Origin of the sequence: Orrella sp. JC864 (genome assembly GCF_037026685.1) — a bacterium.
In the GTDB taxonomy this organism is placed as follows: Bacteria; Pseudomonadota; Gammaproteobacteria; order Burkholderiales; family Burkholderiaceae_B; genus Orrella.
The window spans coordinates 160,302-185,808 of the sequence record NZ_JBANET010000005.1; the positions used below are offsets into that span (position 1 = coordinate 160,302).

Sequence of the window (25,507 nt, forward strand, 5' to 3'; positions counted from 1 at the left end):
CTTACTTGATGATTTCCAGTTCCTTGAGCAACGCGGTATAGCGCGCCTGGGTCTGGCGCATCGAGGCGGCCGCGGTCTTGGCGTCCTCGAAGCGCGGCTCGTCCTTGTAGCGGTCCAGGTAGCGCGCCTTCCATTGCGGGCTGTGCGCCACCTTGCGCAGCACGTCCTCCCAGTAGGCGACCACCTCGGGCTCGACGCCGGCGGGCATGACCACGCTGCGCAGCATGGTGTGCTCGATGTCGTAGCCTTGTTCCTTGAAGGTAGGCACCTCGGGCATCGAACCCAGCCGCTGGCCGGCGCTAACGGCGATGGGGCGCATGGTGCCGGCCTCGATGTGCGTCAGCACTTCGCTGGGGTTGCTGAACAGGAAGTCGATGTGCTTGCCCAGCACGCCGGTGACGATCTCGCCCTCGCCCTCGAAGGGCACCACGTCCACGCGCACCTGCAACTGTTTGCTGAGCATGTCCGAAAGCAGGCGCGCGTCCGAGACCACGCCCACCGAGCCGGTGGTCAGGCGCTTGGCGGCGGCGAAGTCCTGCAGGGTGCGCAAGGGCGAGTCGGCCTTGACCGCCAGCACGTAGGGCGCCATGGAGATGGCCGCGATGGGCGTGAAGTCGTCCTGGCTGAAGGGGGCGCGGGTGATCAGCGGCGTGGTGAAGAAGCTGACGCTGACCGTGGCCATCGTGTAGGGATCGCCCTTGCGCCGCGAGGCCTCGCGATAGCCGCGCGCGCTGCTGGCGCCGGGCAGGTTCTCGTAGGTAAAGCGCACCGGCGCCAGGCCCAGCTCCTCGATCACCGCGCCGATGGTACGCGCCAGGATGTCGCTGCCCCCGCCCGCGCCGAACGGGATGATCATGCGCATGTCTTTCTCGGGATAGTCGGCCTGCGCGCCGGCCGACATCCCCAGCGCGGCCAGGCCCAGCAGGGCCCTGGCGCACAGGCTGTGCACGGTTTTCATCGTCTTTCTCCTTTGGCGTGCCGGCGGCTCTTGCGGCCCCGGCTGTTATTGCAAGCGGATCCGCCGCCGCTATGCGCCCACGAACACAGGCGGGCGTTTGGCCTGAAACGCGGCCTGTCCTTCCTTGTAGTCGTCGCTGGCAAAGCACCGTTCCAGCGCCTGCTGGCAGGCCTGCTCGCCGTGGGTGCCAGGCGCCACGGCTTCGTCGATCGCCATCTTGCTGGCCGCCTGGCTCAGCGGCGCCAGCGCGGCCATGCGCGCCACGCGCTCGAGGGCCGCTTCGACGCCGTCCGCCGCGTTGACCAGGCCGATGGACAGGGCCTGCCGGGCGTCGTAGCGGCGGGCGGTGAACATCAGCTCCTTGGCCACCGCCGGGCCGGCCAGCGCCGACAGGCGGCGCAGCCACGAGGGGTAATAGGCCACGCCCAGCTTGGCAGCCGGGATGGCAAAGCTGGCATCCTCGGTGGCAAAGCGCAGGTCGCAGTGCAAGGCCAATCCCATGCCCCCGCCCATGCACAGCCCCTCGATGAGGGCCACGGTGGGCTTGGCGACGCGCGCCAGGGCGTCCACGGCCTGGACCACGGTGCCGTTCCAGAGTGCGATACCTTCGGGCGTGCTGCGCCGCTCGCCGAACTGCGAGATGTCGGAGCCCGAGCAGAACGCCTTGCCGCCGGTGCCGCGCAAGAGCAGCACGCGCACGGCCGGGTCGTCCTGCGCCTGCGCCGCCAGCGCCGGCAGGCGCTGCCACATCTGGAACGTCATGGCGTTATGGCGGGCGGGGTGGTCGATGCGCAGCGTCGCCACACCGTCCTGCACGCCGTAATGCAGGGTCGGCTCAGATGACATGTTCGCTCCTCAGTTGCTGCAGCTCGGACTCGTCCAGCCCCAGGCCGGCCAGGATCTCGTCGTTGTGCTCGCCCGGCATGGGTGCGACATTGCGCACGCACGGGCTGTAGCGGCTGCTGTGGATGGGCTGTCCCACTAGCTGGATGTCGCCCAGCTGCGGATGGCGCACCGGCCAGGCGATGCCCAGGTGGCGGACCTGCGGGTCGGCAAAGGCCTGGTCCACGGTGTTGACCGCGCCGCAGGCCAGGCCGGCGGCATTGAGTTTTTCGATCCAGTATTCGCGCGGCTCGGTCTGCAGGATGGCGTTGATCTCGGCGTTCAGCGCCGCGCGGTTCTGCGAGCGGTCGCGATTGGTGCGGTAGCGCGGGTCGGTCAGCCACTGCGGCCGTTCCAGCGCCTTGCACAGCCGCTCCCACATCAGCTGGCCGGGCACCTGCAGGGTCATGGGGCCGTTGGCGGTGGTGAACAGCCCCGTGGGGATGATGGTGGGATGATCGTTGCCGGCCTGCACCGGCACCTCGCCGGCCACCAGCCAGCGCGCCGCCTGCAGGTCCAGGATGGCCAGCTGGGCTTCCAGCAGCGAGGTGTGCACCCATTGCCCCTGCCCGGTCGCTTCGCGATCGAGCAGCGCGATCAGGATGCCGATGGCGCAGTACAGGCCGGCGCTGGTGTCGGCCACCGCGATGCCCGCCCGCACCGGACCGGAACCGGGCAGGCCGGTGACGGACATCATGCCGCCCATGCCCTGCACGATCTGGTCGTAGCCCGGGCGCCTGGCGTAGGGGCCGTCCTGGCCGAAGCCCGAAATGCTCGCATACACCAGGCGCGGATTGATGGCCTTGAGCGTGTCGTAGTCGATGCCAAGCCGGTGCTTGACGTCGGGCCGGTAGTTCTCGATGACCACGTCGGCCTGGCGCACCAGCCGGTGCATGACCGTGCGGCCGGCCTCGCTTTTCAGGTTCAGCGTCAGGCTTTTCTTGTTGCGCTGCAGGTTCTGGTAATCGGGCCCCAGGCGCACGCCGCCCATCTCGGTTTCGGTGGCGGCATTGACCGGCTCCTCGATCTTGATGACCTCGGCGCCCCAGTCGGCCAGTTGGCGCACGGCGGTGGGGCCGGCGCGCACGCGGGTCAGGTCGATCACGCGAAAGCGGGCCAGGGGCAAGGGGGCGGATGCTGCCATGTGTCTCCTCCGGTTGGCGCCGTCCTGGCGGCGCGTTGTTCAAAGGATAGTAGGCAGACTCCTATAAACTGTCAACAATTCAATCAGAATAGAATGTAGATTCAGAGTGATCGTTTTCTAAACTGTCGCGGGCCGTGTACGCTGTTTACAATGCCGCGCCGACGGCCATCGCCGCCCAGGAGCCCCATACATGAACGACGCCAGCGAAAAAAAGGCGCCGCTGCTCGCGGCCAGCGCCGCCGAGGAAATCAAGCGGATGATCTATGCCGGGGAAATCGCGCCGGGCTCGCGCCTGAACGAGGCCGCCCTGGCCCAGCGCATGGGGGTCAGCCGCGGCCCCATCCGCGAGGCGATCCGCATCCTGGCCGGCAGCGGCCTGGTCACCGCGGTTGCGCACAGGGGCATGTTCGTGCGGCAGATGTCCATGCGCGACATGCTGGAGAGCTATGACCTGCGGGCGCTGATCTTCGGCTTTGCGGCCCGGCGCGCGGCCGAGTTCCTCTCGCCCGAGCGCGAGCAGGCGCTCGAGGACGCGATGGACCGGATGCGGCAGGCCGCGGCGGCCGGTGACGGGGCCGCCTACTACGAGCTGAACCTGCGCTTTCACGAAATGATCCTGGCCTTCTCCAACAACCGCCACGCGGCGCGGGCCTACAACGAGTACGTGGCCGACCTGCACCTGTTTCGCCGCAAGTTCTTCGACTACAACGGCAAGATGCAGCGCTCCAACGCCGAGCACCGCGGGATCGTCGATGCGATCAAGGCCGGCAACGTGGCCCTGGCGGGCGAACTGGCCGAACAGCACGTGCTGGCCGGCAAGCAGCGCCTGCTGACCGACCTGGCCGAGGACGAGCCGCTGCCCGCGCGCGGCTGACGGCAAGGCGCGTGCCTGGCCGCCGCCCGGCGAAGGCGGGTCCGGCTGGCGGCCGCTCAATCGCCGATGCCCCCGCCTGCGCGGCGCCGGCGCACCAGGAAGAACACCAGCACCAGCGCCAGCACGCCCAGCGCCAGCCAACGCAGCGACAGCGTGTCCGACTCGCGGGCCGCCTGGGCCATCTGGTCGGCGAACACGACCTTGACGACGATGCCCGGCGCCATGCCCAGCAAGGTGCCCAGCAGGTAGTCGCGCAGCTTGATGTGCGAGGCGCCGGCCACCAGGTTGATGACCAGGAAGGGCGCCACCGGCACCAGCCGCACCGCCATCACCGCGCGCACGCCGCGCCGGGCCACGTGCTGGCTGAACGCGTCGATCCGGCGGCCGGCGTACTGGCGCAGGCGCTGCGGCCCCAGGGCCGCGCCCGCGCCGAAGTTGGCCCAGGCCGCCAGCAGGGTGCCGGCCAGCGCCAGCGGCAGGCCGGGCCAGATGCCCAGCACCAGGCCGGTGGCGGCGATGGTCAGCGAGATCGGCAGCAGCACGAAGCTGCCCAGCACGTAGATGGCCAGCACCACCAGCGGCGTCATCGGCAGGCTTTGCAGGTGCTGCGCGATGCGGGTGAACTCCTCGATGTCCATGTACTGGCGCAGCGGCGTGGCCAGCCACACGAAGGCGACCAGCGCGATGGCCAGCGCCAAGGTGGCCAGCGGCGCGAAGCGCCGGTACAGGCCCGCCAGGCGCGCGCTCAGCCGGCGGGGGCGGCCCCGCCCTGGCGCAAGCCGCTTGCGCAAATTTTTCTCAAGCAAATCATCAGCCTTTTTCACGCTATTTTTTCTATAAAGACAGGTTCTTCCAACCTGCCGCGAGCCCATCATGTCCCTGTTGCTTCCCACCACCCTCGTGGGGTCCTACGCCCAGCCCGACTGGCTCATCGACCGCAAGCGCCTGGGCGAGCGCTTCCCGCCGCGCGTGCGCGCCAGCGAGCTGTGGCGCATCCCCGAGCCCTGGCTGCAGCAGGCGCAGGACGATGCCACCCGCCTGGCCATCCGCGAACAGGAAGAAGCCGGGCTGGACATCGTGACCGACGGCGAGATCCGCCGCGAGAGCTATTCCAACCGCTTCGCCACCGCCCTGGACGGGGTGGACCTGGACAACCCCGGCACCGCGCTGGACCGCAGCGGCCACCCCAACCCGGTGCCGCGCGTGGTCGGCAGGATCCGCCGCAGGCATGCCGTGCAGGTGCGCGACGTGCAGTTCCTGCGCCAGCATACCGACCGCATGATCAAGATTACCGTGCCCGGCCCCTTCACCATGGCCCAGCAGGCGCAGAACGACCACTACGCCAGCGACGAGGAAATGGCCATGGACTACGCCGTGGCGGTCAACGAGGAGATCCGCGACCTGTTCGCCGCCGGCGCCGACGTCGTGCAGATCGACGAGCCCTACATGCAGGCCCGTCCCGAGCAGGCCCGCCAGTACGGCATCGGCGTGCTCAACCGGGCCTTGCAGGGTATCACCGGCACCACGGCGGTGCACATCTGCTTCGGCTATGCCGCGGTCATCCATGCCCGGCCCTCGGGCTATTCCTTCCTGCCCGAGCTGTGCGAATGCTCGGCGCACCAGATCTCCATCGAGACCGCGCAATCGAACCTGGACTGCTCGGTGCTTGAGAAACTGCCCAACAAGCACATCATGCTGGGCGTGCTGGACCTGTCCACCCACGAGATCGAAAGCCCCGAGACCGTGGCCGCGCGCATCCGCCGCGCGCTGCCGCACGTGGCGGCCGAGCGGCTGGTCATCGCGCCCGACTGCGGCCTGAAATACCTGCCGCGCGAGGTCGCCTTCGGCAAGATGCGCGCCATGGTCCAGGGCGCGGCCCTGGTGCGCCGCGAACTGCAAGGCTGAGCCGGCATGGATGCGATCAAGCGTTTCATCCTGCCCGCGCTGGCGGCGCTGGCCCTGGGCGGCGCGGCGCAAGCCCAGGACTACCCCGAGCGGCCCGTCACCATCGTGGTGCCCGTGCCGCCGGGGGGCATCGTCGACATGGCCGCGCGCCTGGCCAGCGAGCCGCTGACCACGGCGCTGGGCCAGCCGGTGGTCATCGACAATCGCGCCGGCGCCAGCGGCAACATCGCCTATGGCATGGTGGCCGGCGCCCGGCCCGACGGCTACACGCTGCTGGCCTCGTACTCGATGTATCACGTAGGCAATCCGTCCATGTTTACCAACCTGCGCTGGAACGCCCAGTCCTTCGAGCCGGTGGGCATGGTGGCCGTGGCGCCGCACGTGGTGGTGGTGCATCCCTCGCTGCCGGTGCACAGCCTCAAGGAACTGGCCGAATACGCCAGGCGCCATCCCGGCGAGGTCAACTATGCCTCGCAGGGCAGCGGCTCGGTGCCGCACGTGGGCACCGAGCTGTTCAAGCAGATGACCGGGGCGGACCTGACCCACGTGCCCTACAAGGGCTCGGGCCCGGCCATCCAGGACGTGCTCTCGGGCCGCGTGCAGCTGTTCATCACCACGCCGCCCTCGGTCATGGGCCACATCCAGCAAGGCAAGCTGCGCGCCATCGCCGTGGCGGGCAAGACGCGCCATCCCATGATCCCCGAGGTGCCCACCTCGGCCGAGCAGGGCTTTGCCGGCTTCGAGCTGGATGCCTGGGTGGCGCTGTTCGCGCCGGCCGGCACGCCGCGGCCCGCCATCGACAAGCTGGGCGCGGCGCTGCAGGCGGGGCTGGCGCGCGAGCAAACCCGCGCCAAGGCCGAGGCGGCCGGGGTGCAGGTGCGCTACCAGGGGCCGGACGAACTGGGCGAGACGGTGCGGGCCGACACGGCGTACTGGTCCAAGGTGATCGAGTCGGCCGGCATCGTGGCGAACTGACCGGCGGCCCGGCGGCAAAAAAAGAGCGGCACTCCCGTTTCCGGAGGAAAGAGAGCCGCCGCGCTGAAAACCCGCGGCACCGGCCGCGGATCAAGGGGAAGGTGCACGCACCACGATGGTTCGCATCCTGGCGCCTGCACCAAGATGGAAGTCTACGGGAAAACGCGGCACCACATCGGGCAGGGTGCGCATATCTTTGTGCAAATCTGTAAGGTCAAGAGGGAAGCTGCGGGCACCGGCATGAATTCCCTTCATGCCGCAAGCGCGCAATATCGTTTGATGCGCCCCGGGCCGCTCCGCTGCAATAGGCATCTGTTCATCCTTCAACGGAAAGCACATGCCAGAAATCTTCGTAGCACGCTCGGAACAGCTGGGCGAGGGCGCTCGCCAATTCATCGAACATGCCGGCCAGCAAATCGGCGTCATGCGGGTCCAGGGCCGGCTGGTGGCCTACCTGAACGTCTGCCCGCACCAGGGCGGCCCGGTTTGCGAAGGCATGATGATCCACCGGGTCGAGGAAGTCATCGACGAGGACCGCTGCTACCAGGGCATGCGCTTCGACCCCCAGACCCTGCACATCGTCTGTCCCTGGCATGGCTGGGAGTTCGACGCGGCCACCGGCGCCAGCGCCGGCGACGGCCAATGGTCGCTGCGGCGCTTTGAGGTCCTCGAGCGCGCGGGGGAAATCTATGTGCAGGTCTGAGGCCGCGCAGGCGCTGGCCGGCCTGGACGGGGCGCAGCTCAGCGACGCCCTGCAGGCGCTGGCGAGCCGGCTCGAGGACAGCGTCGCCGGCGGTCCTGCGCTGGGGCTGCGCTTCGAGGCCGTGCAGGCCATGTTCTCGGCCCTGTGCGCCGTCTACGGCGCCGATGCCGAGCGGCTCGGCCGGGTCACGCCCCTGGCGCCGGGCGAGCGGAGCAATTCCACCAATGTGCTGATCGCCACGACCGGTCTGCTGCGCGGCGCCAATCTCGAACTGTTCGAGCTGGGCATGTGGCAGTCCTGGTCCGGCATGAAATAAACCAGGGAGACCGAAATGCTCATTCATTCCAGCGAAACCGCCTATCACCGCCAGATCGACAACTTCCACACCGGCGAGCACCTGGCCAATGCGCGGCGGCAGGCCGAGGCCCGCGGCCTGGACGAGGTGCTGATCGTCGACGTGGATTGCCATCACTACGAAACCGACAACCTGCTTCCCATCATCGAATACATCGAGGACCCCGTGCTGCGCCAGACGGCGCTGAACATGTACCAGTACAAGGGCGCCAACGCGGTGCTGTTCGACCAGCCCGGCTACCAGGACGTGGGCGGGCGGGTCACGCGCTACATGACCCGCAAGGGCGAGGCCGTCCAGGCCAGCGGCGCGCAGCGCGACGTCATGCAGGCCCATCGCTGGATGGACGCAATGAGCGTGGACTACGCCTGCCTGTTTCCCACGCCCATGCTGTTCCTGGGCCTGCATCCGCAGGTCGAGGTCGAGGTCAACATGGCGCGCGCCTACAACCGCTGGATGGTCGAGCACGTGCTGGCGCACAACGACCGCATGCGCTCGATGCTCTATCTGCCCTTCAACGACCCGCAGGCATCCTACGAGATGGTCAAGCGATACGCCGGCACCAAGGGCGTGATCGGCTTCATGGTGGTGTCCACGCGTTACAAGCCCATCCACCACAACGACTACATGAAGACCTACCGGCTGCTCGAGGAGACCGGGCTGCCGATCTCCTTTCATGCTTCGTACCACTGGAACGATCCGCTGGCCTCGCTGGCCAACCGTTTCATCACCGCGCATGCGGTGGGCTTTACCTTCTTTAACGCGGTGCACTGTGCCAACTGGGTGGTCAACGGCCTGCCCGAGCGCTTTCCCAGGCTCAAGGTGATCTGGATCGAATCGGGCCTGGCCTGGATTCCCTGGCTGATGCAGCGGCTGGACCACGACTATCGCATGCGCCAGTCGGAATGCCCGTCGCTCAAGCGCCTGCCCAGCGAATACATGCGGGAGATGTACTACACCAGCCAGCCCATGGAAATGGTCAACAACCGCGAGGCGCTGGAGCTGACCTTCAAGATGATCGACGCGCCCACGCAGCTGCTGTACTCCTCGGACTACCCGCATTGGGACATGGACCTGCCCAGCGTCATCTGGGACCTGCCCTTCCTGTCCGAGCAGGAGCGGCGCCAGATCCTGGGCGGCAATGCCCAGCGTGTGTTCAACCTGGACGTCTCCAGCCGCTTCCCGGCGGGGCAGGCGTCGGCGGCGCCCGCGATGGCCTGAGGCCGCCAAGGCGCGCTGAATTAGAATCCCTGCCAGACGGGCGCGCCGGCCTGGCCACCCGTTGCACAGAACAAAAGCAAGGGAGACGGCATGGCAGGCAAGGGCGGTCCGGGCGCGCAGCCCGGCGCGGATCCATCGCAGGACGAAGCAGGCGGATGGGACGAGGATGCCGACGCGGCCCGCCCGGGACGGCGCTTGCGCACGCTGGCGCCTTCGCTGTCCAGCCTGCGCGCCTTCGAGGCGGTGGCGCGCCGGCGCAGTTTCACCAAGGCCGCGCAGGAACTGAACCTGACGCAAACGGCGGTCAGCCACCAGGTCCGCAAGCTCGAGGACAGGCTGGGCACGCAGCTGTTCATCCGCGACCGCGACGGCGTGCGCCTGGCCGCGCCGGGCCGGGAATACCTGGTGGCGGTGCGCCAGGCGCTGAACGTGCTGTCGATGGCCACGCAGCGCATGCTCGATCGCGGCGACGAGGAAAGCCTGTCCATCGTCTCGCTGGCGGCCTTCGGCATCAAGTGCCTGATGCCGCTGCTGCCGGACTTCCGGCGCCGCTACCCGCATATCGTCATCCGCTTCGATACGGTCATCTCGTTCGACGCGGCCGCCGTCTACGACTACGACGTGGCGATACGCTACGGCAACGGCAACTGGAGCGGCCTGGCCGCCCACAAGGTGGCGCAGGAGGAGCTTTTCCCTGTGTGCAGCCCCGCCATGCTGGCCCGCTCGCCGATCGCCTGCGCGCGCGACATGCTGCGCCACACAGGCATCGTCACCAGCTCGGTGGTGTTTCGCGACGACTGGCCGGAATGGCTGGCGCTGTTCGATTGCACGGTGGAGGATTTCAGCGACCTGGTGCGCTGCGACACCATGCTGGCGGCCTCGCAGGCCGCCATCGACGGCCTGGGCATCGCCATGGGGCGCACGCCGCTGGTCAACCGCGATATCGAGGAAGGCCGCCTGGTGGAATTGTGCGGGCATCGCCTGAAGTCCGATACCGGCTATTACCTCACCAGTTCGGAGAGCCGCGCGCAGCGCAGGCCCGTGCAGCTGTTCACGCAATGGCTGCTAGACCGGTTCCACCGCTAGCGCGTGGGCCGGCCCGCGCGCGGCGGACCGGCGGGCGGGATCACCCAGCCTGAACGGATCGCGCAGCCCTCAGTTCGGCGCGATGTTCATCTTTTCGATCAGCGGCGGCCAGATGCGCCGTTCGCGCTCCATCAGCGCCCGCAGCTGCTCGGGCGTGCTGGGCGTGGGCCGGATGTCCAGCGTGGCGAAGGTGCGCTTGACTTCCTGCGTATCCAGCGCCTGCAGCAGCGCCCGGCTCAGCGTGGAGACGACCGCGGGCGGTACCCCGGCTGGCGCGACCAGTCCCCAGGCGGTGCCCTCGTCCAGCTCGGGGATGGGCACGCCTTCCTCGCTGAAGGTCGGCACCTGCGGCAGCGCCGGCGAGCGGCTTGCGCCGGTCACGGCCACCGGGCGCAGCTTGCCCGAGTCCAGGAAACCCTGGGCCGAGCCGGTGCCGGTGGTCATGATGAAGGACACGCGCCCGCCAGCCACGTCCACCAGCGCCGGCCCCGTGCCCTTGTAGGGAATGTGCCGGATGTCCAGGTCCTGGTGCAGGCGCAGCAGTTCCGGCCCGATGTGGGTGGGCAGCTGCCCGATGCCGCCGGCCGAAGCGAAGGACAGCTCGCCGGGCCGCTTGCGGGCCAGCTCGATCAGCTCGCGGGCGGTTTTCACCGGCAGCGCCTCGTTGACCAGCAGGAAGATGGAGCCGCGCGCGGCCAGGCCGATGGGCGTGAAATCGGTGCGCACGTCATAGGGCAGCGACGGCTCCAGCAAGGGCTGGATGGCGAAGGTGGCGGCGATCTCGTGAAACAGCACCGTATAGCCGTCGGGCCTGGCCCGGGCCAGCGCGGTGGTGGCGATCACGCCGCCCGCGCCAGGCTTGTTCTCCACCACCACCTGCTGGCCCAGGATCTCGCCCATCTTGCCGGCCACCACCCGGCCCAGCAGATCGGTCGGCCCGCCCACGGCAAAAGGGATGATCATGGTGACCGGCCGGTCGGGATACGCGGCCAGGGCGCCGCCGCTACAGGCCGCCAGGGCCATGCCTATCCAGCAGGCGATGCCCGCCCGCCAATGCCGCGGCTTTTTCATGTCGTCTTCTCCTTGCTTTGGTTCGTGCCGCGGCGCCGCACGCGCGAGTTCCACGGCGGCGGGCAAGCGGCTTCGTTCTTGTGGGAAGGGCTACGTTAGGAGGCCGGCTCGGCAGGCCGCAAACGATACTTTTGCCTGCCGGCATGATCGTTTTTCATCGTGTGCCGCCTGCGGCGGCCGGGCGCGCGCCGATTGCCGCCGAACTTACGACTTCATGTCGCAAAACCATACAAAATCTTGCAACTGGGCAGCGCGCGGCCGATACCATGGAAAATAGGGCCTCATGGCCGAGCGCCCTCTGACCGCTACATGGATACGCCGAACAAGGAGAAGTAGATGAATCGACGCATACTCAACAAGATCACCATTGCCTGCGCCGTTGGCGTGCTTGCGGCCGGCTGCGCCACCGAACAGCAGAACCGCGCCGCCATCGGCACGGGCGCCGGCGCGGCGCTGGGAGCGGGCCTGGGCGCGCTGATCGGCGACAGCTCCAGGGCGGCGGCCATCGGCGCGGGCATCGGCGCGGTCGCCGGCGGCGTGGTGGGCTACAACTGGGGCGGCATCAAGCGCGACGTCGAACAGTCCGGCGCCACCGGCCTGGGCATCGACGTCATCGAGCAGCCCGACGGCACCCTGAAAGTCAACATCCCCAGCAACGTCTCTTTCGACACCAACAGCTTCGCGCTCAAGCCCGAACTGCTGCCGGTGCTCGATAGCGTGGCGCGCGCCCTCAAGCAGCATCCGCAGGTACGCGCCAAGGTGGTCGGCCATACCGACAGCACCGGCCAGCTTGCCTACAACCAGAAGCTGTCGGAAAACCGCGCGCGCGCGGTCACCGAGTACCTGACGCGCCAGGGCGTGCCGCAGGCCGAGCTGATGGCCGAGGGCCGCGGGCCGAACGATCCCATCGCCGACAACGGCACGGCCGAGGGCCGCGCGGCCAACCGCCGCGTGGAGATCTTCCTGTACGCGGTGCAGCAGTAAGCGCCGGGCGGGCGCACCGGCTAGGGACCCGGCTGGCCGTGGTCCCGGTCCACGTGGCCCAGGTCGCGCCCGGGATCCAGCCGGTCGCGCACCAGGCGCTTGAGCGTCTTGGCGTCGGGAAAGCCGCCGTCGCGCTTGCGCTCCCACAGGCACTGGCCCTCGTAGCGCACTTCAAAAATGCCGCCCGTGCCGGGCACCAGCGCCACTTCGCCCAGGTCGGTGCCGAAGGTGGACAGCAGTTCCTGCGCCATCCAGGCGGCCCGCAGCAGCCATTGGCATTGGGTGCAGTAGTGGATGGACAGGCGGGGCGGGGTGGCGGGGGGTGTCATGGCGGGTGGTGGCGTGCCAGTCGATCAGGGATGAAAATCAAAAGCCGATCCGCATAGGATCCGTGATTGAAGATGCCTTCTCCCGAAGCGGAAAATCGGGGAAAGCCCCTGCAAGCTTCTCGGCGGCGGCAGGCCACGTGCCATGAACGTGGCGGCGGACCAAATCGGCGACCCACCGGCTTTTCGACATGCCGCTTGCCTTGGCGGCTTGTTGCACCAAGGCGTGGGTTTCCTCGTCGAGATGAAACGTGATTCGTGACATGCCAAGCCTCTCAAAGCATATGCCGGACTATACGTGCCTGGCCGGCCGCAAACAACGTCCTCACACCTCGATCTTAGCCCCCAGTTCCACCACCGCGTTGCCCGGCAGCCTCAGGTAATCGGACATCGCGCTGGCATTGCGGTGCATCTGCACGAACAGCAGCCGGCGCCATTGCGGCATGCGGCTGCCTTGCGGGCGGGCGATCAGCTGGTCGCGCCCCAGGAAATAGCTGACGGCCTCGTCGGCGAAATCGAAACCCCACTCGGTGACGGCCGCCAGGTCGCGCGGCACGTCCACGTCGTTCTTGAAGCCGTAGTTCAGCGTCACGTGCCAGCAATGATGGCCCAGGCTCTTGACCTGGGCGCGCTCGTCCATGCCGATCCAGGGCACCTCGTGATAGCGCACCGTCACGAAGACATTGCGCTCGTGCATCACCTTGTTGTGCTTGAGATTGTGCAGGAAGGCCGAAGGCGCCTTGTCCGCCGTGGCGGTAAAGAACACCGCCAGGCCCTCGACCCGCGCCGGCGGAAAGGCCGACAGGTTCTCGATCAGCGGCTGCAGGTCCACCTCCATCTTGCGCGGGCCCTCGTCCAGCGCGTCCTGGCCCTGGCGCCAGGTCTGCATGGCCACGAACATCACCGCGCCGATCAGGAAAGGAAACCAGCCGCCGTGCACCACCTTGAGCAGCGCCGAGGACAAGAAAGCCAGATCCACCACCAGGAACAGCCCGGTCGCTCCGATGCACACGGCCAACGGCAGGCGCCAGTGGTGGCGCACCACGAAGTAGGTCAGCACCGTCGTGATGAACATCAGGCCGCACACCGCCACCCCATAGGCGGCGGCCAGCGCGCCGGAATTCTTGAAGACCATCACCGCCACCAGGATGGCCGCGAACAGCGCCCAGTTCACGAAGGGGATGTAGATCTGCCCCACGTTATGGGCGCTGGTGTGCAGGATGCGCAGGCGCGGCAGGTAGCCCAGCTGGATCACCTGCTTGGTGATGCTGAAGGCGCCGGAGATCAGCGCCTGCGAAGCGATGATGGCCGCCAGCGTGGCCAGCGCCACCAGGGGCATGCGGACCGGCTCGGGCGCCAGCAGGAAAAAGGGATTGGCCACCGCCTCGGGCGCGGCCAGCAGCAGCGCACCCTGGCCGAAGTAGTTCAGCGTCAGGGCAGGCATCACCACCAGGAACCAGGCCAGCCGGATCGGCCGCTTGCCGAAGTGCCCCAGGTCGGCGTACAGCGACTCGGCGCCGGTCACGCAAAGCACCAGCGCGCTGAGCACCAGGAAGGAAATACCCGGATGACTGCCGACGAAACCGGCGGCATGATGGGGGCTCAGCGCGGCCAGCACCTCGGGATGCCGGGCGATCTGCGCCAGCCCCAGCGCGGCGATGCTGGCGAACCACACCAGCATCACCGGCCCGAACAGCTTGCCGATCCCGGTGGTGCCGCGCTTTTGCAGCAGGAAAAGCGCCAGCAGCACCAGCACGGCGGCGGGCACCACCAGCGGGCCGGTGGCGGGGATGACCAGCTCCAGCCCCTCGATGGCCGAAAGCACGGAGATGGCCGGGGTGATCACCCCGTCTCCATAGAACAGCGCCGTGCCAAAAATGCCGACCACCAGCAGGGCGCGCCGCAGCGCGGGCCGGTGGCGCACCGATTGCGAGGCCAGCGCCAGCATGGCCACCATGCCGCCTTCACCGCGGTTGTCGGCGCGCAGCACCAGCACGACATACTTGAGGCTGACGATGACCGTCAAGGTCCAGAACAGCAGCGACAGCAGGCCCAGGATGTTGGCCTGGGTCAGCGGCACGTGGCCGGCCGCGAAGATTTCCTTCAGCGCGTAGAGCACGCTGGTGCCGATATCGCCGTAGACGATACCGATGGCGCCGACCATCAAGGCGGCCAGGCCGGATTTGGATTGAGTCATGATGAAAGGGCGGCGGGCATGCCCCGATGGGCACGCCCTGGATACCGCCCGGCGGCGCTCAAAGCTGCGATGCCGGCGATTGTAGTGCTGTCCTAGAATTCGCCGAAGCCGCCCTCATCGAAACCGCCGCCGTCATCGAACCCGCCATCGTCGGCATGGCCTTGCTCGCCCGGATGGCCCGCGCCGGGGTCCTGCGCGGCGTCCGTCCCGGGCGGCACCTCGCCGGCCTGGGCCTCGTTGCCCCCGAACAGCCCGCTTAGCATGTTGCCCAGCATCAGGCCGCCGGCCACGCCCACGGCGGTCTGCATCGCGCCGGCCAGGAAGCCGCCGCCGGCGCCCGCGCTGCGGCCAAAGCCCGCGTTGGAAAGATTGGATGCCGGCGCGCCCTGGGGCCCGGCGACGGGGGCGGCCTGCTGGCTGGCCCCGAGCCGCGAGCCGATGCCGGGTATGGATGGGCGGGTGACGCCGCTGGATGCGGACTGTGCGCGGCCCTGGCCGCTTTCGAGCGACTGCAGGCGCTCCTGGGCCTTTTGCAAGGCCTGTTCCTGGATCAGCACGGTCTGGGCCAGGTAGTAGGCCGCGCCCGGCTGGGCCTGCAGCCGCTGCTCGATGAGCTGTTCGGCCTCGGTGTCGCGGGGCGAACCTTGGCGCTCGACCTGCTGGATACGGTCAAAGACGGATTCGATGGCTTGGCGGTCTTGGGGGGTGAGGGGCATGGTGTTGCTCCTGAGTGTCAAGCATTGTGTTGCGTGGGGCGCCCACGGCGCCTTCTCTCCATTGGGCCGCAAAAAGGCGGTACGAGTTCCGCAAGATCAGCTTGATGGTACCCCGGATGATGGGCACGGCGATGGCGCCGGCTGTGTCAAGTGTGTACCCACGCTACGCAAGCGACAGCTCGAATCCCAGCGCTTCTTGCCCGTTTGCGTTACCGCATAATAGGCGCGCCTCTCCAGCCCGATGGCTGTAACGCGTCTCGGGAAAGCGCGCGTGGTCGCTGCCCGTCAGGGAAACGAGGTACTGGCCGGCAGGCGTGGCGACTCGTACTTGGCGCTCATTGAACTCCCAGGGGAGATCCTGGGCACCGTATGAGACCAGGATCGGCACCCGGACCTCCCGCAACGATCCCTTTCCCTCTAACTGATATCTGACCGAAATACGGTTCCGGCGGACTTGTATATGTTGGTGTATCCAGGTATTCGCTTGGCCCTTCACCCGCCAGGATAGGCAGGCGGAGCGATGGTCCGGGTGATCGCCCCCGTCGCGTAACAGCACCTGCGCAAAGCCGTGACTGGGAACCTGGGCCAAATAAGTCGTTTCCCCTTCGTCCGAGCACCAGCCCACGTCGGCCGATGCCAAGATGGTGTTGTCGCCCTGCACGAAGCCTGCTTTATGTACCAAGCCATCGGAAATGCCGACGGCCCCCCCCGAGTGGGCTATATATGCACGGAGCAGGCCTGTGGGGTTCTGCCGGTGGTTCTTGCCGATATCCACGACGACCTGGGAGCCTGCATGGGCCATCACTATTCTGCCCAGCGCCCGCCGGGCGTCGAGCAGATACGAGCCTGCAAGGGCAGGAGGCGTGATTGCCTCTACCTGGCCATTATCGGAAGAAAACCGGGCAGCCACGCTTAGCATCGCGGCAGCAAACAGGTTGTAGTGCGATTCGGATGTATATGTCTCGAAGCCTATCCTGCTTTCGGCCGGATAATCGTTCTTTACCACCCGGATGTTGCCGCAGGCCTTGATGTTGCGCTGGACGCTGGCGAATGCCAGCTTGGCGGCGCCGCGAAGCACGCCTCTCATCGCGGCGTTATCCTGATCCGCCGGGTAAAGCGAGGCGCCTATCTCGAAAAGCGCGCATTGCAGTGCATCCCCCCAGGTGTGGTGGCCGCTTCTTCCTCCCGGCGGCAATTCTCCGGAGGGCGACTGCAGAAGAAGGCTGGACATCAGGCCGTTCTTAAGCGCGACTTCGAGTTCGTGACGGTATAAACCGTCGTAACCGGCGCTCAGCCCATCCGTCCAGAATACCCGGGGCTTGATGTCGTATACGACCGGTCCCTCCATATAAAGACCGGTGCCAGGTTCGAAGAAACGGCCTTGCAAGGCAAGCGAATTGTCGATGAAATCTGCGCCATGGTCGACACCCAGCCGGGAAAGCATGTATTCGCCGGCCGATGCGATCATGTTCCAGTTCTGGCCCGCCTGCTCGCTGCCCCCCACCGGCGCACGATAGGTGCTGTAAGGGTTGATCTTCTGCAGCCGTTGGATCCATGAAGCGTAACGCTCCTGATCCACCAGTCCATTGAGTTCGATCAAGGCCTTCGCCAGCAGGTACGGGTAGAAATCTTCATGATTGCTGGCGGCCCTGCGTTCGGCCAGGCATTTGCTGGCCCATTCGAAGGCGCGCGCGGCGGGTTCAACGAGGTGACTGGCGCCTGACCGTGCTGCCAGTGCCGCAGCAGCAGCAGCGAACGAAGGCGTCGCATACTGGTGCTCCTGTTTCAAATACGGGTCGATAATCGCGCCGGAAGTGCTTTGGTGCGGAAGATAATATTCGACGATGCCTTGGACGGCCTGCAGGTACTGTTTCTCGGACACACCGGCCCCGAAAGGCGGCGGCGAAGAGGATATATAGCGGGCCAATACTGCGAGATTGGTCGGCTCAGATGCTGCCGGCCATTTGCTCGGCATGGTCAATGGACCCACTTCCTCGAATACCGCACAAGGATCCGCAAGCGGTCTGTCTTGTGCCGTATCGTCTGCGATTTGCTCGATATGCAGCGCATTGGCGACGACGTTTTGTTCGGAAGAGCGTATCCATATGTCCATGGCGCCCCCCTCATGGTTGACCTCGACGCAGAGCCGCAGTGCCCGGCCTTTTTGGGTACGCCGTTGGGGTGTGCTGGCTTCTCCAACGGCGAGGCTTACGAAATGGTTATCGAAGGCAATGTCGAAGCTGATCAAGGCAACCCGGTATGTTCCCTTGGGCAGCACCGAACGAAAACACAGGTCGGCAAAGTTGAGTACGAAACTGCCTAGTACAGGATGATCTACATCCCGTTTGCGGTGGTGCTTGGGCGGGTTTCCGACCCAGCCATAGCCGAGCGCTTCGCTAAAGGGCGTGTTGCCGTTCACGCAGCCCGGAGCGTCGCCGCCGAAGAGAAAGTAAAGGAAGCGCTGCTTGGCGCCGGATGAACCGGTCAGCTGCAGCAACTCCCCAGGCACCTGCTGTTCATTGGTGGGGTTTTTCAGCCAGAAAATGTCCTCCTCGCTGCTTTCCAGCGGCTTCACATATGGCTGTTCCAGTCCAAACCGGGCAAGGTAGGCTCCTAGTTCAATGTTTACCGAATGGTCGGACGGGCGCTTGGTCCGGTAATAGGCGGTGCTCGACATCTCGAAGTACTTGGTCAGGTGCCAGCCCCTGCCGCTTTTCGCCTTGTGCGCTGCCAGGGTGGCGTGTTCAAAGTTCGGAATGCGAGACCCCAGCTTGCTGCGTGCACTGCGCAGCACGTCGCTGAAATAGCGGTTGTGAAAATGCACATACGCCAATTCGGTCTTGACCAGTTCGGCATCTTCCCTGAACAGGTGAAAGCCAAGGTCGAGGTAGGGGATCTGCGAGATTCGGGAGAAGAAGGCTTTCTTCTGGACTGCTAGATTGAATCTATCCCGCACCAGGGGGATGTTGTTCAGGCAATGTTCTATCCTGAAGCCACGGCCCCTGTCAGCCAGCGTGCTCAGGTATTCCTGTATCGAGCGGGCATCGAGCGTGAAGCCGGCTGGCGTGTTGAGGGACAACAGTTCGTCGCAATCGACCGGAAATATGAAGTCGCAGCGGTCCCGCAGTCCGTGGTTCTCGATGACTTCCCGCACGCAATCGCCTTTGCGTTCGAAATCGTCGCGGCTGCCGTAGTCGTACAGCACGTTGATACCCATGCGGGAAGCATCTGCCAGGAGCCTCGACGTTGTTGCCGAATCCGAGCCGTTGTCAAGGATAAAAATGCGGTCCGGAGAGGTCAGGGTCGAGTAGTGCTTGCAAAAGATTTCGAGGAGTTCTTCCTCGTTCCTTTGCATGGTCACGAAACCTATGTTCATCAATGAGTACCAGATGGGCTTGCAATCACGCGAGTTTAACGGCTGTGTTGCAAAAAGAAAGATAGCTGCCTAGATGTCCCAGGCGGCCGTCCGGAAGCCCAGTTCCTTGGCAAGCTCCGGCGTCCACTGGTTCTTCTTGAAGATTGCATTGAAATCGCCGGCCTTTTCTGCGTCGCTTCGAAGAAGGTCCGTGGACTTCTGCAGCTTGTGGTAGACGATGGCGTCGGCGACATGGAATATCTTGCGGTTGCGTATGTGCCGTACGTAGTCGCAGAATATCCGATCGGAGCGATAGTGCCGGCCGAACTCGGCATCCAGCCACAATCCGTCGTCCAGCATTTCGCGCTTGATGTAGACGCAAAAGAACGGTGCGAAGGACAGTTCCAGGAATTTGCCGTCATGGAACAGCGGCGGGTTCACGATGTTGGCATGGTGGCTGGAGATGTTGACGTCGCAGTCATGTTCGGGATTGGCATAAGGGACGTGATCCTGGATGGTCTTCGTTTTCCCGGGAAGCACTTGCTGCGGCACTACCAGTCCGCATTGCTCCAGCTGGTAGGCGGCGTGCTGCATGGCGGCCACCGCCGTCCGGCTGACAATCGCGTCATTGTTCAGGAGAATGACATCCGATTGCGGGTCCGAAATTGCTATGCCTTGATTGACAGCGTATGTGAACCCGAAGTTGCGCTTGTTTGCTATCAGCTTGATGGCACCGCGTTCGGCCAGTTCCGAAAGGTAGTCCACCACGTTTCGGTCGGAGGCGTTATCCACGACGATGAGGTCTATGCTTTCGTTCGAGGGCAGCGCCTTGACCGCCTGGATGCATTCGCGAATGTCCTCTGGCGCCTGGTAGCTTGGGATAATGATGCTTACCCTGCGGGTCAGGGGCGCCGGCTCCTGCGGCGGCTTGCCGTCGATGCGGGCTGCGATGCGACCGATGCTGCGCCGGCGGATTTCATGAATCTGGTCCAGATGGCGAGCGTCGTTGGTAATCGTGTTCTCGGCCTTATCGTAAAAGTAGTTCGACAGCAGGACAGGGACGGACCTGACCGTGCAGTTATCGATGATCCGCAGGATCAGGTCGTAGTCGACGTACCGTTGCAGAGATTCGTCGAACGCCCCCGTGATTTCCAGCACGTCGCGCGTATGGCAGAAAGCGTTCAGATCGATGTAGTTGCGGTTCAGCAACAGCGATCGGTTCAGCGAGCCGAAGCGCACGGCGAACGGATGCTCGGCGTTACCTCGATAGAGCAGCTGGCCGCTATATAGCGCGGATGCGTCGGCAAAGCGCGCGAATGCGCCCGCCATCGCTCCCAGGTACCCAGGCTGCCATGTATTGTCGGAATCCAGATAGGCGATGTACTTGCCCTGGGCATTGCGCAGGGCTAGGTTCCGGGCGGCCGATGCGCCTGAGTTGCAGGGGGTGCGGAACACCCGCAGGCGCGAGTCCTCCTTCGCCAGCTCCTCCAATCTTTCAAAGGAACCGTCGGTACTGCAATCATCCACCAATAGAAGCTCGAAGTGCGGATAGCTTTGGGAACGCACCGAGGCCACGGCGGTATCCACGCAAGCTATCCGGTTGTAAACCGGCATCACCACAGTGAAGAGCGGCGGTTCCGGCAACCGGCTCGCTGCCTGCTGGAGCGACCGCGCCACGCATTCCATCGCGGCAAAACACCTCTTGTCTTCCTCCCGGAACGGAGCCAATGCGGTGGGGTTTACGAAGGATTCGGCCAGGTAGCCCTTGAAATCGTTGTAGGTTCGAGTCGAGATCCAGGCGGCCTTGCCCGTGGCCACGACCTTGCCGGTTTCGGAGTCTTCGAGGGTCAGGCTATGCTCTTTGCCATCGATGAACTCCAGCGGTAGCATGAAATCGAAGGCATGGTGACCCTTGTTGATTTTTGCTTGCACCAGATCCTTGCGGTAGTTCTTGCACTCGATCTTGAAAACGGAGCTGCCGATCTTTAACAGCGCCAAGCGTGGCGAATCATCGCCAATCTTGGCCAGCCACCCTCGGACCATCGGGCTGTCGGGTTTCCCCAGGTTCAAGCCCCCCCGAATCGCCTTATGCGACGCCGGCCGGGGCGCGGCTTGACTAGGGGGCCGCGCGGACGCCGGCGGCGTGGCGGCACTGGCAGGGGGCGGCGTGGCGGGCCCTGCGGGGTTCTCCGAAACGGGGGCTTGCCGGGCAGATGCCGGGTTGGGCGGCCGCCCCAGGAGTTTGCCGATGCGTTCGTAATGCAAAGCCGGATCCATCCCGCTCAGCTTCACATCGGGATATTGCCTGGCATACCAGCTGGCATCGAAGGCGTCGGAATTGTTGCTCGAGGACATTTGCATGATTCTCACTGTGGCAGTTCAGGCGGCTAGCGGTTCCGGCCGCGAGACAAGTCGGAGTCTCGGTTGCGCAAGTAATGGTCGAAGGGATTGGCGCCGTCTCGCTCCAACTCCGGGTGGCGTTCCATGTAGTCTCGGGTATTGAAGTCTGGACGGGGGTCCCGCCCTTCGCGGCTGCCGTGGCGCACATAATGCGCGATAGGATCGATACCGGCGCGCGCGACGTCGGGATTCTGTTCGCAGTACCAGGCCTCGTCGAACAGCCCGGAACGCCGGATGCGGGCTTCGACTTCCTTGTACGATCGCCTGGCAGCCGTCTCAGCGGTCTTTCTGCCTCTCAGGCGGCCCAGCAGTCCCGAGAGAGCGGCGAGGGATATGTCAGGCTCTTGCTTACGATCAGGTCGCGGATCGGGGGCAGCTGCCGCAACAGGCTGCGGGGCTGGCTCTTTCTGGTTTGCCGCGAGGAGTCTGGCCATGACCGCAAGCTCCTTGAATCGCTCTTCCAGCTGGGCTTGCAGGTCCGAGTTCAGATCTTGCAGCGTTTGCAGCTGCTTGGAAAACTCCGCTTCCTTGCGCTGCAGTGCCGCTTGGGTGCGCGCGCCGCGTTCTTGTTCCTTCAGTAGTTCTTGCGCCAGTTTGGCCATATCCGCAGCCGCCCGCTCGCTGCTTGCTTGCAGCGCGCGAATCTGGGCTTGTAAAGCGGCCACGTCCTGCCCGTCATGCTGCCCGGCAAGGGGAGGATGTGCCGGCGGGGCCGGGGAAGATGGGAAAATCGAGGCGTCGGCTTCGCTAGTCATGAGGGATCACCGTTGAAGGATGGCTCTTTTCGACTAGTGCACCGTATGGCGGGGTCGTCCGATGGACAAATACTCCCAGCCCATATCGGCCATGTCGGAGGGGGGGTAGAGGTTGCGGCCGTCGAAGATGACCTTCGCTTTCATCTGCCGGGACAGTGCATCGAAATCCGGGCTCCGGAACTCTTTCCATTCGGTGACGATGAATAGCGCGTCGGCATCCTGGCATGCTTGCAATGCGCTGTCCGCATAGGAGATCCGTTTTCCAAACAGCCGGTGGGCTTCTTCCATCGCAATGGGGTCGTATGCGCGCACGGTCGCCCCGCGCGCCAACAGTTCTTCGATGAGTTCTCGGCTGGGCGCCTCGCGCATATCGTCCGTGTTCGGCTTGAAGGCAAGTCCCCACAAGGCGAAGTGTTTGCCGGAAAGGTCCTCGCCGAACTTGGCGATGGCGCGTCTGCCCAGCAGACGCTTTTGGTCGTCGTTCACTTGCTCGACCGCTTCCAGGATCCGCAGCTTATGGCCGACCTCATGACCGCTATGAATCAGGGCTTTGACATCCTTGGGAAAGCAAGAGCCGCCGTAGCCGCAACCGCTGTACAGGAACGAGAAACCGATCCGGGCATCCGAACCTATTCCCACGCGGACGGATTCGATATCTGCGCCGACTTTTTCCGCAAACAGGGCCAAGTCGTTCATAAAACTGATCCGCGTCGCCAGCATGGCATTTGCGGCATATTTGGTTAGTTCGGCCGAGGCCACATCCATCATGATGAGCCTGTCGTGATTGCGCACGAAGGGCGCATAGAGGTCGCGCATGAGGCTGCGGCTCGGTTCGTCGTCCGCGCCTATGATGATGCGGTCCGGCCGCATGAAGTCCTCGACCGCGGCGCCTTCCTTGAGAAACTCGGGATTGGAGATAACGGAGTAGCTCAGGTCTGCTCCTCTTGCTGCGAGCGTCCTGGCGATCTCTTCGTCGACCTTGCGTGCGGTGCCCACCGGTACGGTGCTCTTGTCGATGACCACCTTGTAATCGGTCATGCGTTCGGCAATATTCCTGGCGGCCGCCAGAACATATTTGAGATCTGCCGATCCGTCTTCATCGGGGGGCGTGCCGACCGCGATGAACTGCACCGTGCTATAGGCGACGGACTCGTCGATGTCGGTGGTAAAGCGCAGTCGGCCAGCCTTCAAGTTGCGCTGGACGATGGCCTCCAGGCCTGGCTCATAGATGGGAATTTCCCCATTCTTCAGTTTTTCTATCTTGGCGGCGTCCAAGTCCAGGCAGACGACGTTATTGCCCATCTCTGCCAGGCATGCGCCCGTTACGAGTCCGACGTAGCCGGTACCCACGACACTGATCTTCATTTGCAACCCTTCGGCCTATGTCTAGAACCCATTGACTGTGCGGCCCAGGACCAGTACCTGGACGATCGGCGATATGATCTTTTGCCATTCATAGACGGCGGCGTTCGTCACGTAGATCGCATCGTCCGGTTTGATGAGAAACTGCCTGGCAAGGAAGATGGCGGAAGGGTCCCGCATATTCAGCCGGAAGACCTCGGCCTGGGGCTGGTCCGGTCCGTTGTCCTGCAAACGGAACACGAACACGCCTTGAGGATTTGCGCTGTTCTCCTTCAGTCCCCCGACCACGCCCAGCGTTTCCAACAGATTGGGGTATTGGGACGGCAGGTCGTGCAGCCCTGGGCTACCGACCGCGCCCATCGCGACAAACCGCTTGCGTGCCCGCTCCAGCACGATCTCGGAGCGGGGCTGCACGGGCGTGTTCTGGCCCGATAGCAGATCCTGGTACGACACCGTCCTGATCTCCGAACCGTTGCGTACGATCACGTTGACCAGATGCGGCTCCAAAATGGGGCCGCCAGCCATATTGACCGCGTCGAGCAATGTCAGCGGCCCCTGCAGGGCCGAGAAGCGTCCGGGCTGCTTGACCGCTCCAGCGACCAGCACGGAGCCGGAAATATCGCCCACCAAGCTGACCAGCACCTGGGGATCGATGGTGGCCGCGCCTTTAAGGCGCGTTTTAATGCTGTTCTCCACCTCGCTAAGACTCATGCCCGCGACCTTCATGCGTCCGGCGTAAGGCAGGGAGATTTCGCCGTTCGACTCCACCCGCACATCCAGGGAGGTGCCGCCCGCGGCCAGTGGAGCAAACAGCGCGTCGGGCTGTGGGCTATCGGATATCAGCACTTTGATTACATCGCCGGCGACCAGCCGCACGGTCGGCGCCGTGGTGGATGACACGCTGGTTGCGCCAGGAGGCGGGGCCGGCGGCATATACGGGCCGATGGTGCTGGCCGACAGGTCGATCAGCCGGTAGGGCGGGTCTTGGCCCTGTTCCGCGGTGATGGAGCCCATATAGGGGCCGGCACCCGAAAGAAAACCGCCGCATCCCGACAAGACGGCCGCGCAGCCGATCGTCGCCAGCAAGCGCATTAGACGCGGGGTTGAAAGGCTCGATTCAGTCACGATGATCCTCGATACTTGCAATGATGAAGCGCACCAGCCCGTAGACGAGCAGCAGGCCCACTAGAAGGGTGATGAGGTTGTATATCCGCCGGGGATAAATGGATAGTTCCGGGGTGTTCGGGCTGACCACCGTCACAAGCGTGCGCAACTTTTTGCTTGCTTCGATTCGGGCATTGTCCAGCGCCGCGACGCTTAGCTTGTAGGCTTCCTCGGCGATTCCCGAGTCGACGATGAGGTTGCGATAGCGTGCGGCGACGACGTTCAATTGCTCGCCGCTCATGGGAGAAATCAGGACCTGCTTCTCGTTGCTGATCTGCTTTTCCAGGGAAGCGATCTTGATGCGCTGCTGGCGCACTTGCGGTGAGTTTGGCGATAGCGTAGAGAGCAAACCTGTCAGGTTGGCCCGTTCTGTGGCAACCTGGCTCTCCAGTTCGGCAATGATAGTGGCTCGCGATTCTGCGGAAGCCTGGGCGTCAAGCAGGTTGTTCTCGCTCTGAAACTCGATCAGCGTCTGCCTGGCCTGTTCGTACTTGCGCCGGGCGTTGGCGAGCTCGGTTTCGGAGAAGCGCACCTGTTCGCGTGCCATCTTGTGGGAAATCTCATTGACGAACTTTTCGCTCTCTTCAATGATTACAGCCAGGGTTTGCCTCGCGAATTCGGGATCCAGGGCCTGAACCTCGATGCTCAGCAAGCCGGTCAGCTCGTCGAAATGTACGGTCACTACGCGTTGATAGAAACGCAGAAGATCTTCGCGCTTCACGTCCTCGCTGAGCCAATAAAGCGGGTCGCGCCATTGGCCAGCATAATGCTTGTGCCATTGCAGCCTGTTTTCCAGCGCATTCAGCATATCCTGCGAGCTTATATGCTGGCGCAGGTACAGGGTTTCCTCCCGAGAGGCGGGATTGAGCGCGCTGAATAACAGGGACAATCCCGGCGTCTGTTGCGGGGCGGCATTGTTCCCCGGTTGGCGTACCACGACTTCCGCTACGCTGACATAGCGGTCTACCGCGAAAACAGCGTAGTAGACAATGGCCAACACCATTGGCAGTACCACCAGCCATATGAACAGCAGTTTGTTGCGGCGCGAGTTCTGTTTTTTCATGGGTGTACGTATGG

Annotated in this window: 23 protein-coding genes; 8 read left to right on the top strand and 15 right to left on the bottom strand. The window is 64.8% G+C overall.

Annotated features, from left to right (window positions below):
• Position 1 precedes the first annotated feature (1 nt).
• The 3 genes from V8Z80_RS07025 to V8Z80_RS07035 form a co-directional block, all read right to left on the bottom strand.
• Positions 2 to 958 (bottom strand): tripartite tricarboxylate transporter substrate binding protein, encoded by a 957-nt coding sequence (locus tag V8Z80_RS07025; RefSeq protein WP_336061486.1) that lies wholly within the window; start codon positions 956 to 958, stop codon positions 2 to 4.
• A 69-nt stretch (positions 959 to 1,027) separates the two neighbouring features.
• Positions 1,028 to 1,804: an enoyl-CoA hydratase gene (locus V8Z80_RS07030; protein ID WP_336061487.1), complete on the bottom strand. Its 777-nt coding sequence runs from the start codon at positions 1,802 to 1,804 to the stop codon at positions 1,028 to 1,030.
• On the bottom strand, positions 1,794 to 2,984 hold the full coding sequence (locus V8Z80_RS07035) for a CaiB/BaiF CoA transferase family protein (protein ID WP_336061488.1): 1,191 nt from the start codon (positions 2,982 to 2,984) through the stop codon (positions 1,794 to 1,796). Before V8Z80_RS07035 ends, V8Z80_RS07030 begins: the two co-directional genes overlap by 11 nt.
• A gap of 190 nt (positions 2,985 to 3,174) precedes the next feature.
• On the opposite strand from V8Z80_RS07035, the gene V8Z80_RS07040 reads away from it, so the two are divergent.
• Positions 3,175 to 3,858, top strand: a complete 684-nt coding sequence (locus V8Z80_RS07040; RefSeq protein ID WP_336061489.1) for a GntR family transcriptional regulator — start codon at positions 3,175 to 3,177, stop codon at positions 3,856 to 3,858.
• A 56-nt stretch (positions 3,859 to 3,914) separates the two neighbouring features.
• On the opposite strand, the gene V8Z80_RS07045 is transcribed toward V8Z80_RS07040, so the two are convergent.
• On the bottom strand, positions 3,915 to 4,649 hold the full coding sequence (locus V8Z80_RS07045; protein ID WP_336061490.1) for a TVP38/TMEM64 family protein: 735 nt from the start codon (positions 4,647 to 4,649) through the stop codon (positions 3,915 to 3,917).
• 82 nt (positions 4,650 to 4,731) lie between these two features.
• Here V8Z80_RS07045 and V8Z80_RS07050 point away from each other — a divergent pair, with 82 nt between their 5' ends.
• The 6 genes from V8Z80_RS07050 (at position 4,732) to V8Z80_RS07075 (ending at position 10,100) form a co-directional block, all read left to right on the top strand.
• Entirely contained in the window at positions 4,732 to 5,763 is a 1,032-nt protein-coding gene (locus tag V8Z80_RS07050; RefSeq protein ID WP_336061491.1) for a uroporphyrinogen decarboxylase family protein, read from the top strand.
• Between the two features lie 6 nt (positions 5,764 to 5,769).
• On the top strand, positions 5,770 to 6,738 hold the full coding sequence (locus tag V8Z80_RS07055) for a Bug family tripartite tricarboxylate transporter substrate binding protein (RefSeq protein ID WP_336061492.1): 969 nt from the start codon (positions 5,770 to 5,772) through the stop codon (positions 6,736 to 6,738).
• A 337-nt stretch (positions 6,739 to 7,075) separates the two neighbouring features.
• Positions 7,076 to 7,441 carry a Rieske (2Fe-2S) protein gene (locus V8Z80_RS07060; protein ID WP_336061493.1) on the top strand — a complete coding sequence of 122 codons (366 nt, stop codon included), beginning with the start codon at positions 7,076 to 7,078 and terminating at the stop codon, positions 7,439 to 7,441.
• Positions 7,428 to 7,757 (top strand): hypothetical protein, encoded by a 330-nt coding sequence (locus tag V8Z80_RS07065; RefSeq protein ID WP_336061494.1) that lies wholly within the window; start codon positions 7,428 to 7,430, stop codon positions 7,755 to 7,757. The genes V8Z80_RS07060 and V8Z80_RS07065 overlap by 14 nt, the downstream gene beginning before the upstream one ends.
• Positions 7,758 to 7,772: 15 nt before the next feature.
• A complete protein-coding gene (locus tag V8Z80_RS07070) occupies positions 7,773 to 9,014 on the top strand; it encodes an amidohydrolase family protein (RefSeq protein ID WP_336061495.1) in 1,242 nt (413 codons plus the stop codon).
• A 90-nt stretch (positions 9,015 to 9,104) separates the two neighbouring features.
• Positions 9,105 to 10,100, top strand: a complete 996-nt coding sequence (locus tag V8Z80_RS07075; RefSeq protein ID WP_336061496.1) for a LysR substrate-binding domain-containing protein — start codon at positions 9,105 to 9,107, stop codon at positions 10,098 to 10,100.
• A 69-nt stretch (positions 10,101 to 10,169) separates the two neighbouring features.
• Here V8Z80_RS07075 and V8Z80_RS07080 read toward each other — a convergent pair whose 3' ends face one another.
• On the bottom strand, positions 10,170 to 11,171 hold the full coding sequence (locus V8Z80_RS07080; protein ID WP_336061497.1) for a Bug family tripartite tricarboxylate transporter substrate binding protein: 1,002 nt from the start codon (positions 11,169 to 11,171) through the stop codon (positions 10,170 to 10,172).
• A 336-nt stretch (positions 11,172 to 11,507) separates the two neighbouring features.
• On the opposite strand from V8Z80_RS07080, the gene V8Z80_RS07085 reads away from it, so the two are divergent.
• On the top strand, positions 11,508 to 12,155 hold the full coding sequence (locus V8Z80_RS07085) for an OmpA family protein (protein WP_336061498.1): 648 nt from the start codon (positions 11,508 to 11,510) through the stop codon (positions 12,153 to 12,155).
• Between the two features lie 20 nt (positions 12,156 to 12,175).
• Here V8Z80_RS07085 and V8Z80_RS07090 read toward each other — a convergent pair whose 3' ends face one another.
• From V8Z80_RS07090 to V8Z80_RS07135, 10 genes are all read right to left on the bottom strand, one after another.
• Complete coding sequence (locus V8Z80_RS07090; protein ID WP_155192792.1) at positions 12,176 to 12,484, bottom strand: SelT/SelW/SelH family protein; 309 nt, start codon at positions 12,482 to 12,484, stop codon at positions 12,176 to 12,178.
• Between the two features lie 37 nt (positions 12,485 to 12,521).
• The gene (locus V8Z80_RS07095; RefSeq protein ID WP_336061499.1) at positions 12,522 to 12,746 is read right to left on the bottom strand and encodes a CopG family transcriptional regulator; all 225 of its coding nucleotides are present in this window, start codon (positions 12,744 to 12,746) and stop codon (positions 12,522 to 12,524) included.
• 60 nt (positions 12,747 to 12,806) lie between these two features.
• The gene (locus V8Z80_RS07100) at positions 12,807 to 14,678 is read right to left on the bottom strand and encodes a potassium transporter Kup (protein WP_336061500.1); all 1,872 of its coding nucleotides are present in this window, start codon (positions 14,676 to 14,678) and stop codon (positions 12,807 to 12,809) included.
• Positions 14,679 to 14,770: 92 nt separating this feature from the next.
• The gene (locus V8Z80_RS07105; protein WP_336061501.1) at positions 14,771 to 15,394 is read right to left on the bottom strand and encodes a DUF2076 domain-containing protein; all 624 of its coding nucleotides are present in this window, start codon (positions 15,392 to 15,394) and stop codon (positions 14,771 to 14,773) included.
• A 163-nt stretch (positions 15,395 to 15,557) separates the two neighbouring features.
• Positions 15,558 to 18,770, bottom strand: a complete 3,213-nt coding sequence (locus V8Z80_RS07110; RefSeq protein WP_336061502.1) for a glycosyltransferase family 2 protein — start codon at positions 18,768 to 18,770, stop codon at positions 15,558 to 15,560.
• A gap of 69 nt (positions 18,771 to 18,839) precedes the next feature.
• Entirely contained in the window at positions 18,840 to 21,104 is a 2,265-nt protein-coding gene (locus V8Z80_RS07115; protein ID WP_336061503.1) for a glycosyltransferase, read from the bottom strand.
• A gap of 32 nt (positions 21,105 to 21,136) precedes the next feature.
• The gene (locus V8Z80_RS07120) at positions 21,137 to 21,904 is read right to left on the bottom strand and encodes a hypothetical protein (RefSeq protein ID WP_336061504.1); all 768 of its coding nucleotides are present in this window, start codon (positions 21,902 to 21,904) and stop codon (positions 21,137 to 21,139) included.
• A 33-nt stretch (positions 21,905 to 21,937) separates the two neighbouring features.
• Complete coding sequence (locus V8Z80_RS07125) at positions 21,938 to 23,269, bottom strand: UDP-glucose dehydrogenase family protein (protein ID WP_336061505.1); 1,332 nt, start codon at positions 23,267 to 23,269, stop codon at positions 21,938 to 21,940.
• A gap of 21 nt (positions 23,270 to 23,290) precedes the next feature.
• Positions 23,291 to 24,391, bottom strand: a complete 1,101-nt coding sequence (locus V8Z80_RS07130; RefSeq protein ID WP_336061506.1) for a polysaccharide biosynthesis/export family protein — start codon at positions 24,389 to 24,391, stop codon at positions 23,291 to 23,293.
• Positions 24,384 to 25,493, bottom strand: a complete 1,110-nt coding sequence (locus V8Z80_RS07135; RefSeq protein WP_336061507.1) for an ABC transporter permease — start codon at positions 25,491 to 25,493, stop codon at positions 24,384 to 24,386. The genes V8Z80_RS07130 and V8Z80_RS07135 overlap by 8 nt, the downstream gene beginning before the upstream one ends.
• Positions 25,494 to 25,507: the final 14 nt, after the last annotated feature.

Excerpts from the sequence above, each read along its gene's own strand:
- V8Z80_RS07100 (WP_336061500.1), bottom strand. The coding sequence starts at position 14,678 with ATGACTCAATCCAAATCCGGCCTGGCCGCCTTGATGGTCGGCGCCATC.
- V8Z80_RS07035 (WP_336061488.1), bottom strand. The coding sequence starts at position 2,984 with ATGGCAGCATCCGCCCCCTTGCCCCTGGCCCGCTTTCGCGTGATCGAC.
- V8Z80_RS07055 (WP_336061492.1), top strand. The coding sequence starts at position 5,770 with ATGGATGCGATCAAGCGTTTCATCCTGCCCGCGCTGGCGGCGCTGGCC.
- V8Z80_RS07050 (WP_336061491.1), top strand. The coding sequence starts at position 4,732 with ATGTCCCTGTTGCTTCCCACCACCCTCGTGGGGTCCTACGCCCAGCCC.
- V8Z80_RS07125 (WP_336061505.1), bottom strand. The coding sequence starts at position 23,269 with ATGAAGATCAGTGTCGTGGGTACCGGCTACGTCGGACTCGTAACGGGC.
- V8Z80_RS07025 (WP_336061486.1), bottom strand. The coding sequence starts at position 958 with ATGAAAACCGTGCACAGCCTGTGCGCCAGGGCCCTGCTGGGCCTGGCC.
- V8Z80_RS07070 (WP_336061495.1), top strand. The coding sequence starts at position 7,773 with ATGCTCATTCATTCCAGCGAAACCGCCTATCACCGCCAGATCGACAAC.
- V8Z80_RS07110 (WP_336061502.1), bottom strand. The coding sequence starts at position 18,770 with ATGAACATAGGTTTCGTGACCATGCAAAGGAACGAGGAAGAACTCCTC.
- V8Z80_RS07030 (WP_336061487.1), bottom strand. The coding sequence starts at position 1,804 with ATGTCATCTGAGCCGACCCTGCATTACGGCGTGCAGGACGGTGTGGCG.
- V8Z80_RS07120 (WP_336061504.1), bottom strand. The coding sequence starts at position 21,904 with ATGACTAGCGAAGCCGACGCCTCGATTTTCCCATCTTCCCCGGCCCCG.
- V8Z80_RS07060 (WP_336061493.1), top strand. The coding sequence starts at position 7,076 with ATGCCAGAAATCTTCGTAGCACGCTCGGAACAGCTGGGCGAGGGCGCT.
- V8Z80_RS07105 (WP_336061501.1), bottom strand. The coding sequence starts at position 15,394 with ATGCCCCTCACCCCCCAAGACCGCCAAGCCATCGAATCCGTCTTTGAC.
- V8Z80_RS07040 (WP_336061489.1), top strand. The coding sequence starts at position 3,175 with ATGAACGACGCCAGCGAAAAAAAGGCGCCGCTGCTCGCGGCCAGCGCC.
- V8Z80_RS07085 (WP_336061498.1), top strand. The coding sequence starts at position 11,508 with ATGAATCGACGCATACTCAACAAGATCACCATTGCCTGCGCCGTTGGC.
- V8Z80_RS07065 (WP_336061494.1), top strand. The coding sequence starts at position 7,428 with ATGTGCAGGTCTGAGGCCGCGCAGGCGCTGGCCGGCCTGGACGGGGCG.
- V8Z80_RS07135 (WP_336061507.1), bottom strand. The coding sequence starts at position 25,493 with ATGAAAAAACAGAACTCGCGCCGCAACAAACTGCTGTTCATATGGCTG.
- V8Z80_RS07075 (WP_336061496.1), top strand. The coding sequence starts at position 9,105 with ATGGCAGGCAAGGGCGGTCCGGGCGCGCAGCCCGGCGCGGATCCATCG.
- V8Z80_RS07115 (WP_336061503.1), bottom strand. The coding sequence starts at position 21,104 with ATGTCCTCGAGCAACAATTCCGACGCCTTCGATGCCAGCTGGTATGCC.
- V8Z80_RS07080 (WP_336061497.1), bottom strand. The coding sequence starts at position 11,171 with ATGAAAAAGCCGCGGCATTGGCGGGCGGGCATCGCCTGCTGGATAGGC.
- V8Z80_RS07090 (WP_155192792.1), bottom strand. The coding sequence starts at position 12,484 with ATGACACCCCCCGCCACCCCGCCCCGCCTGTCCATCCACTACTGCACC.
- V8Z80_RS07095 (WP_336061499.1), bottom strand. The coding sequence starts at position 12,746 with ATGTCACGAATCACGTTTCATCTCGACGAGGAAACCCACGCCTTGGTG.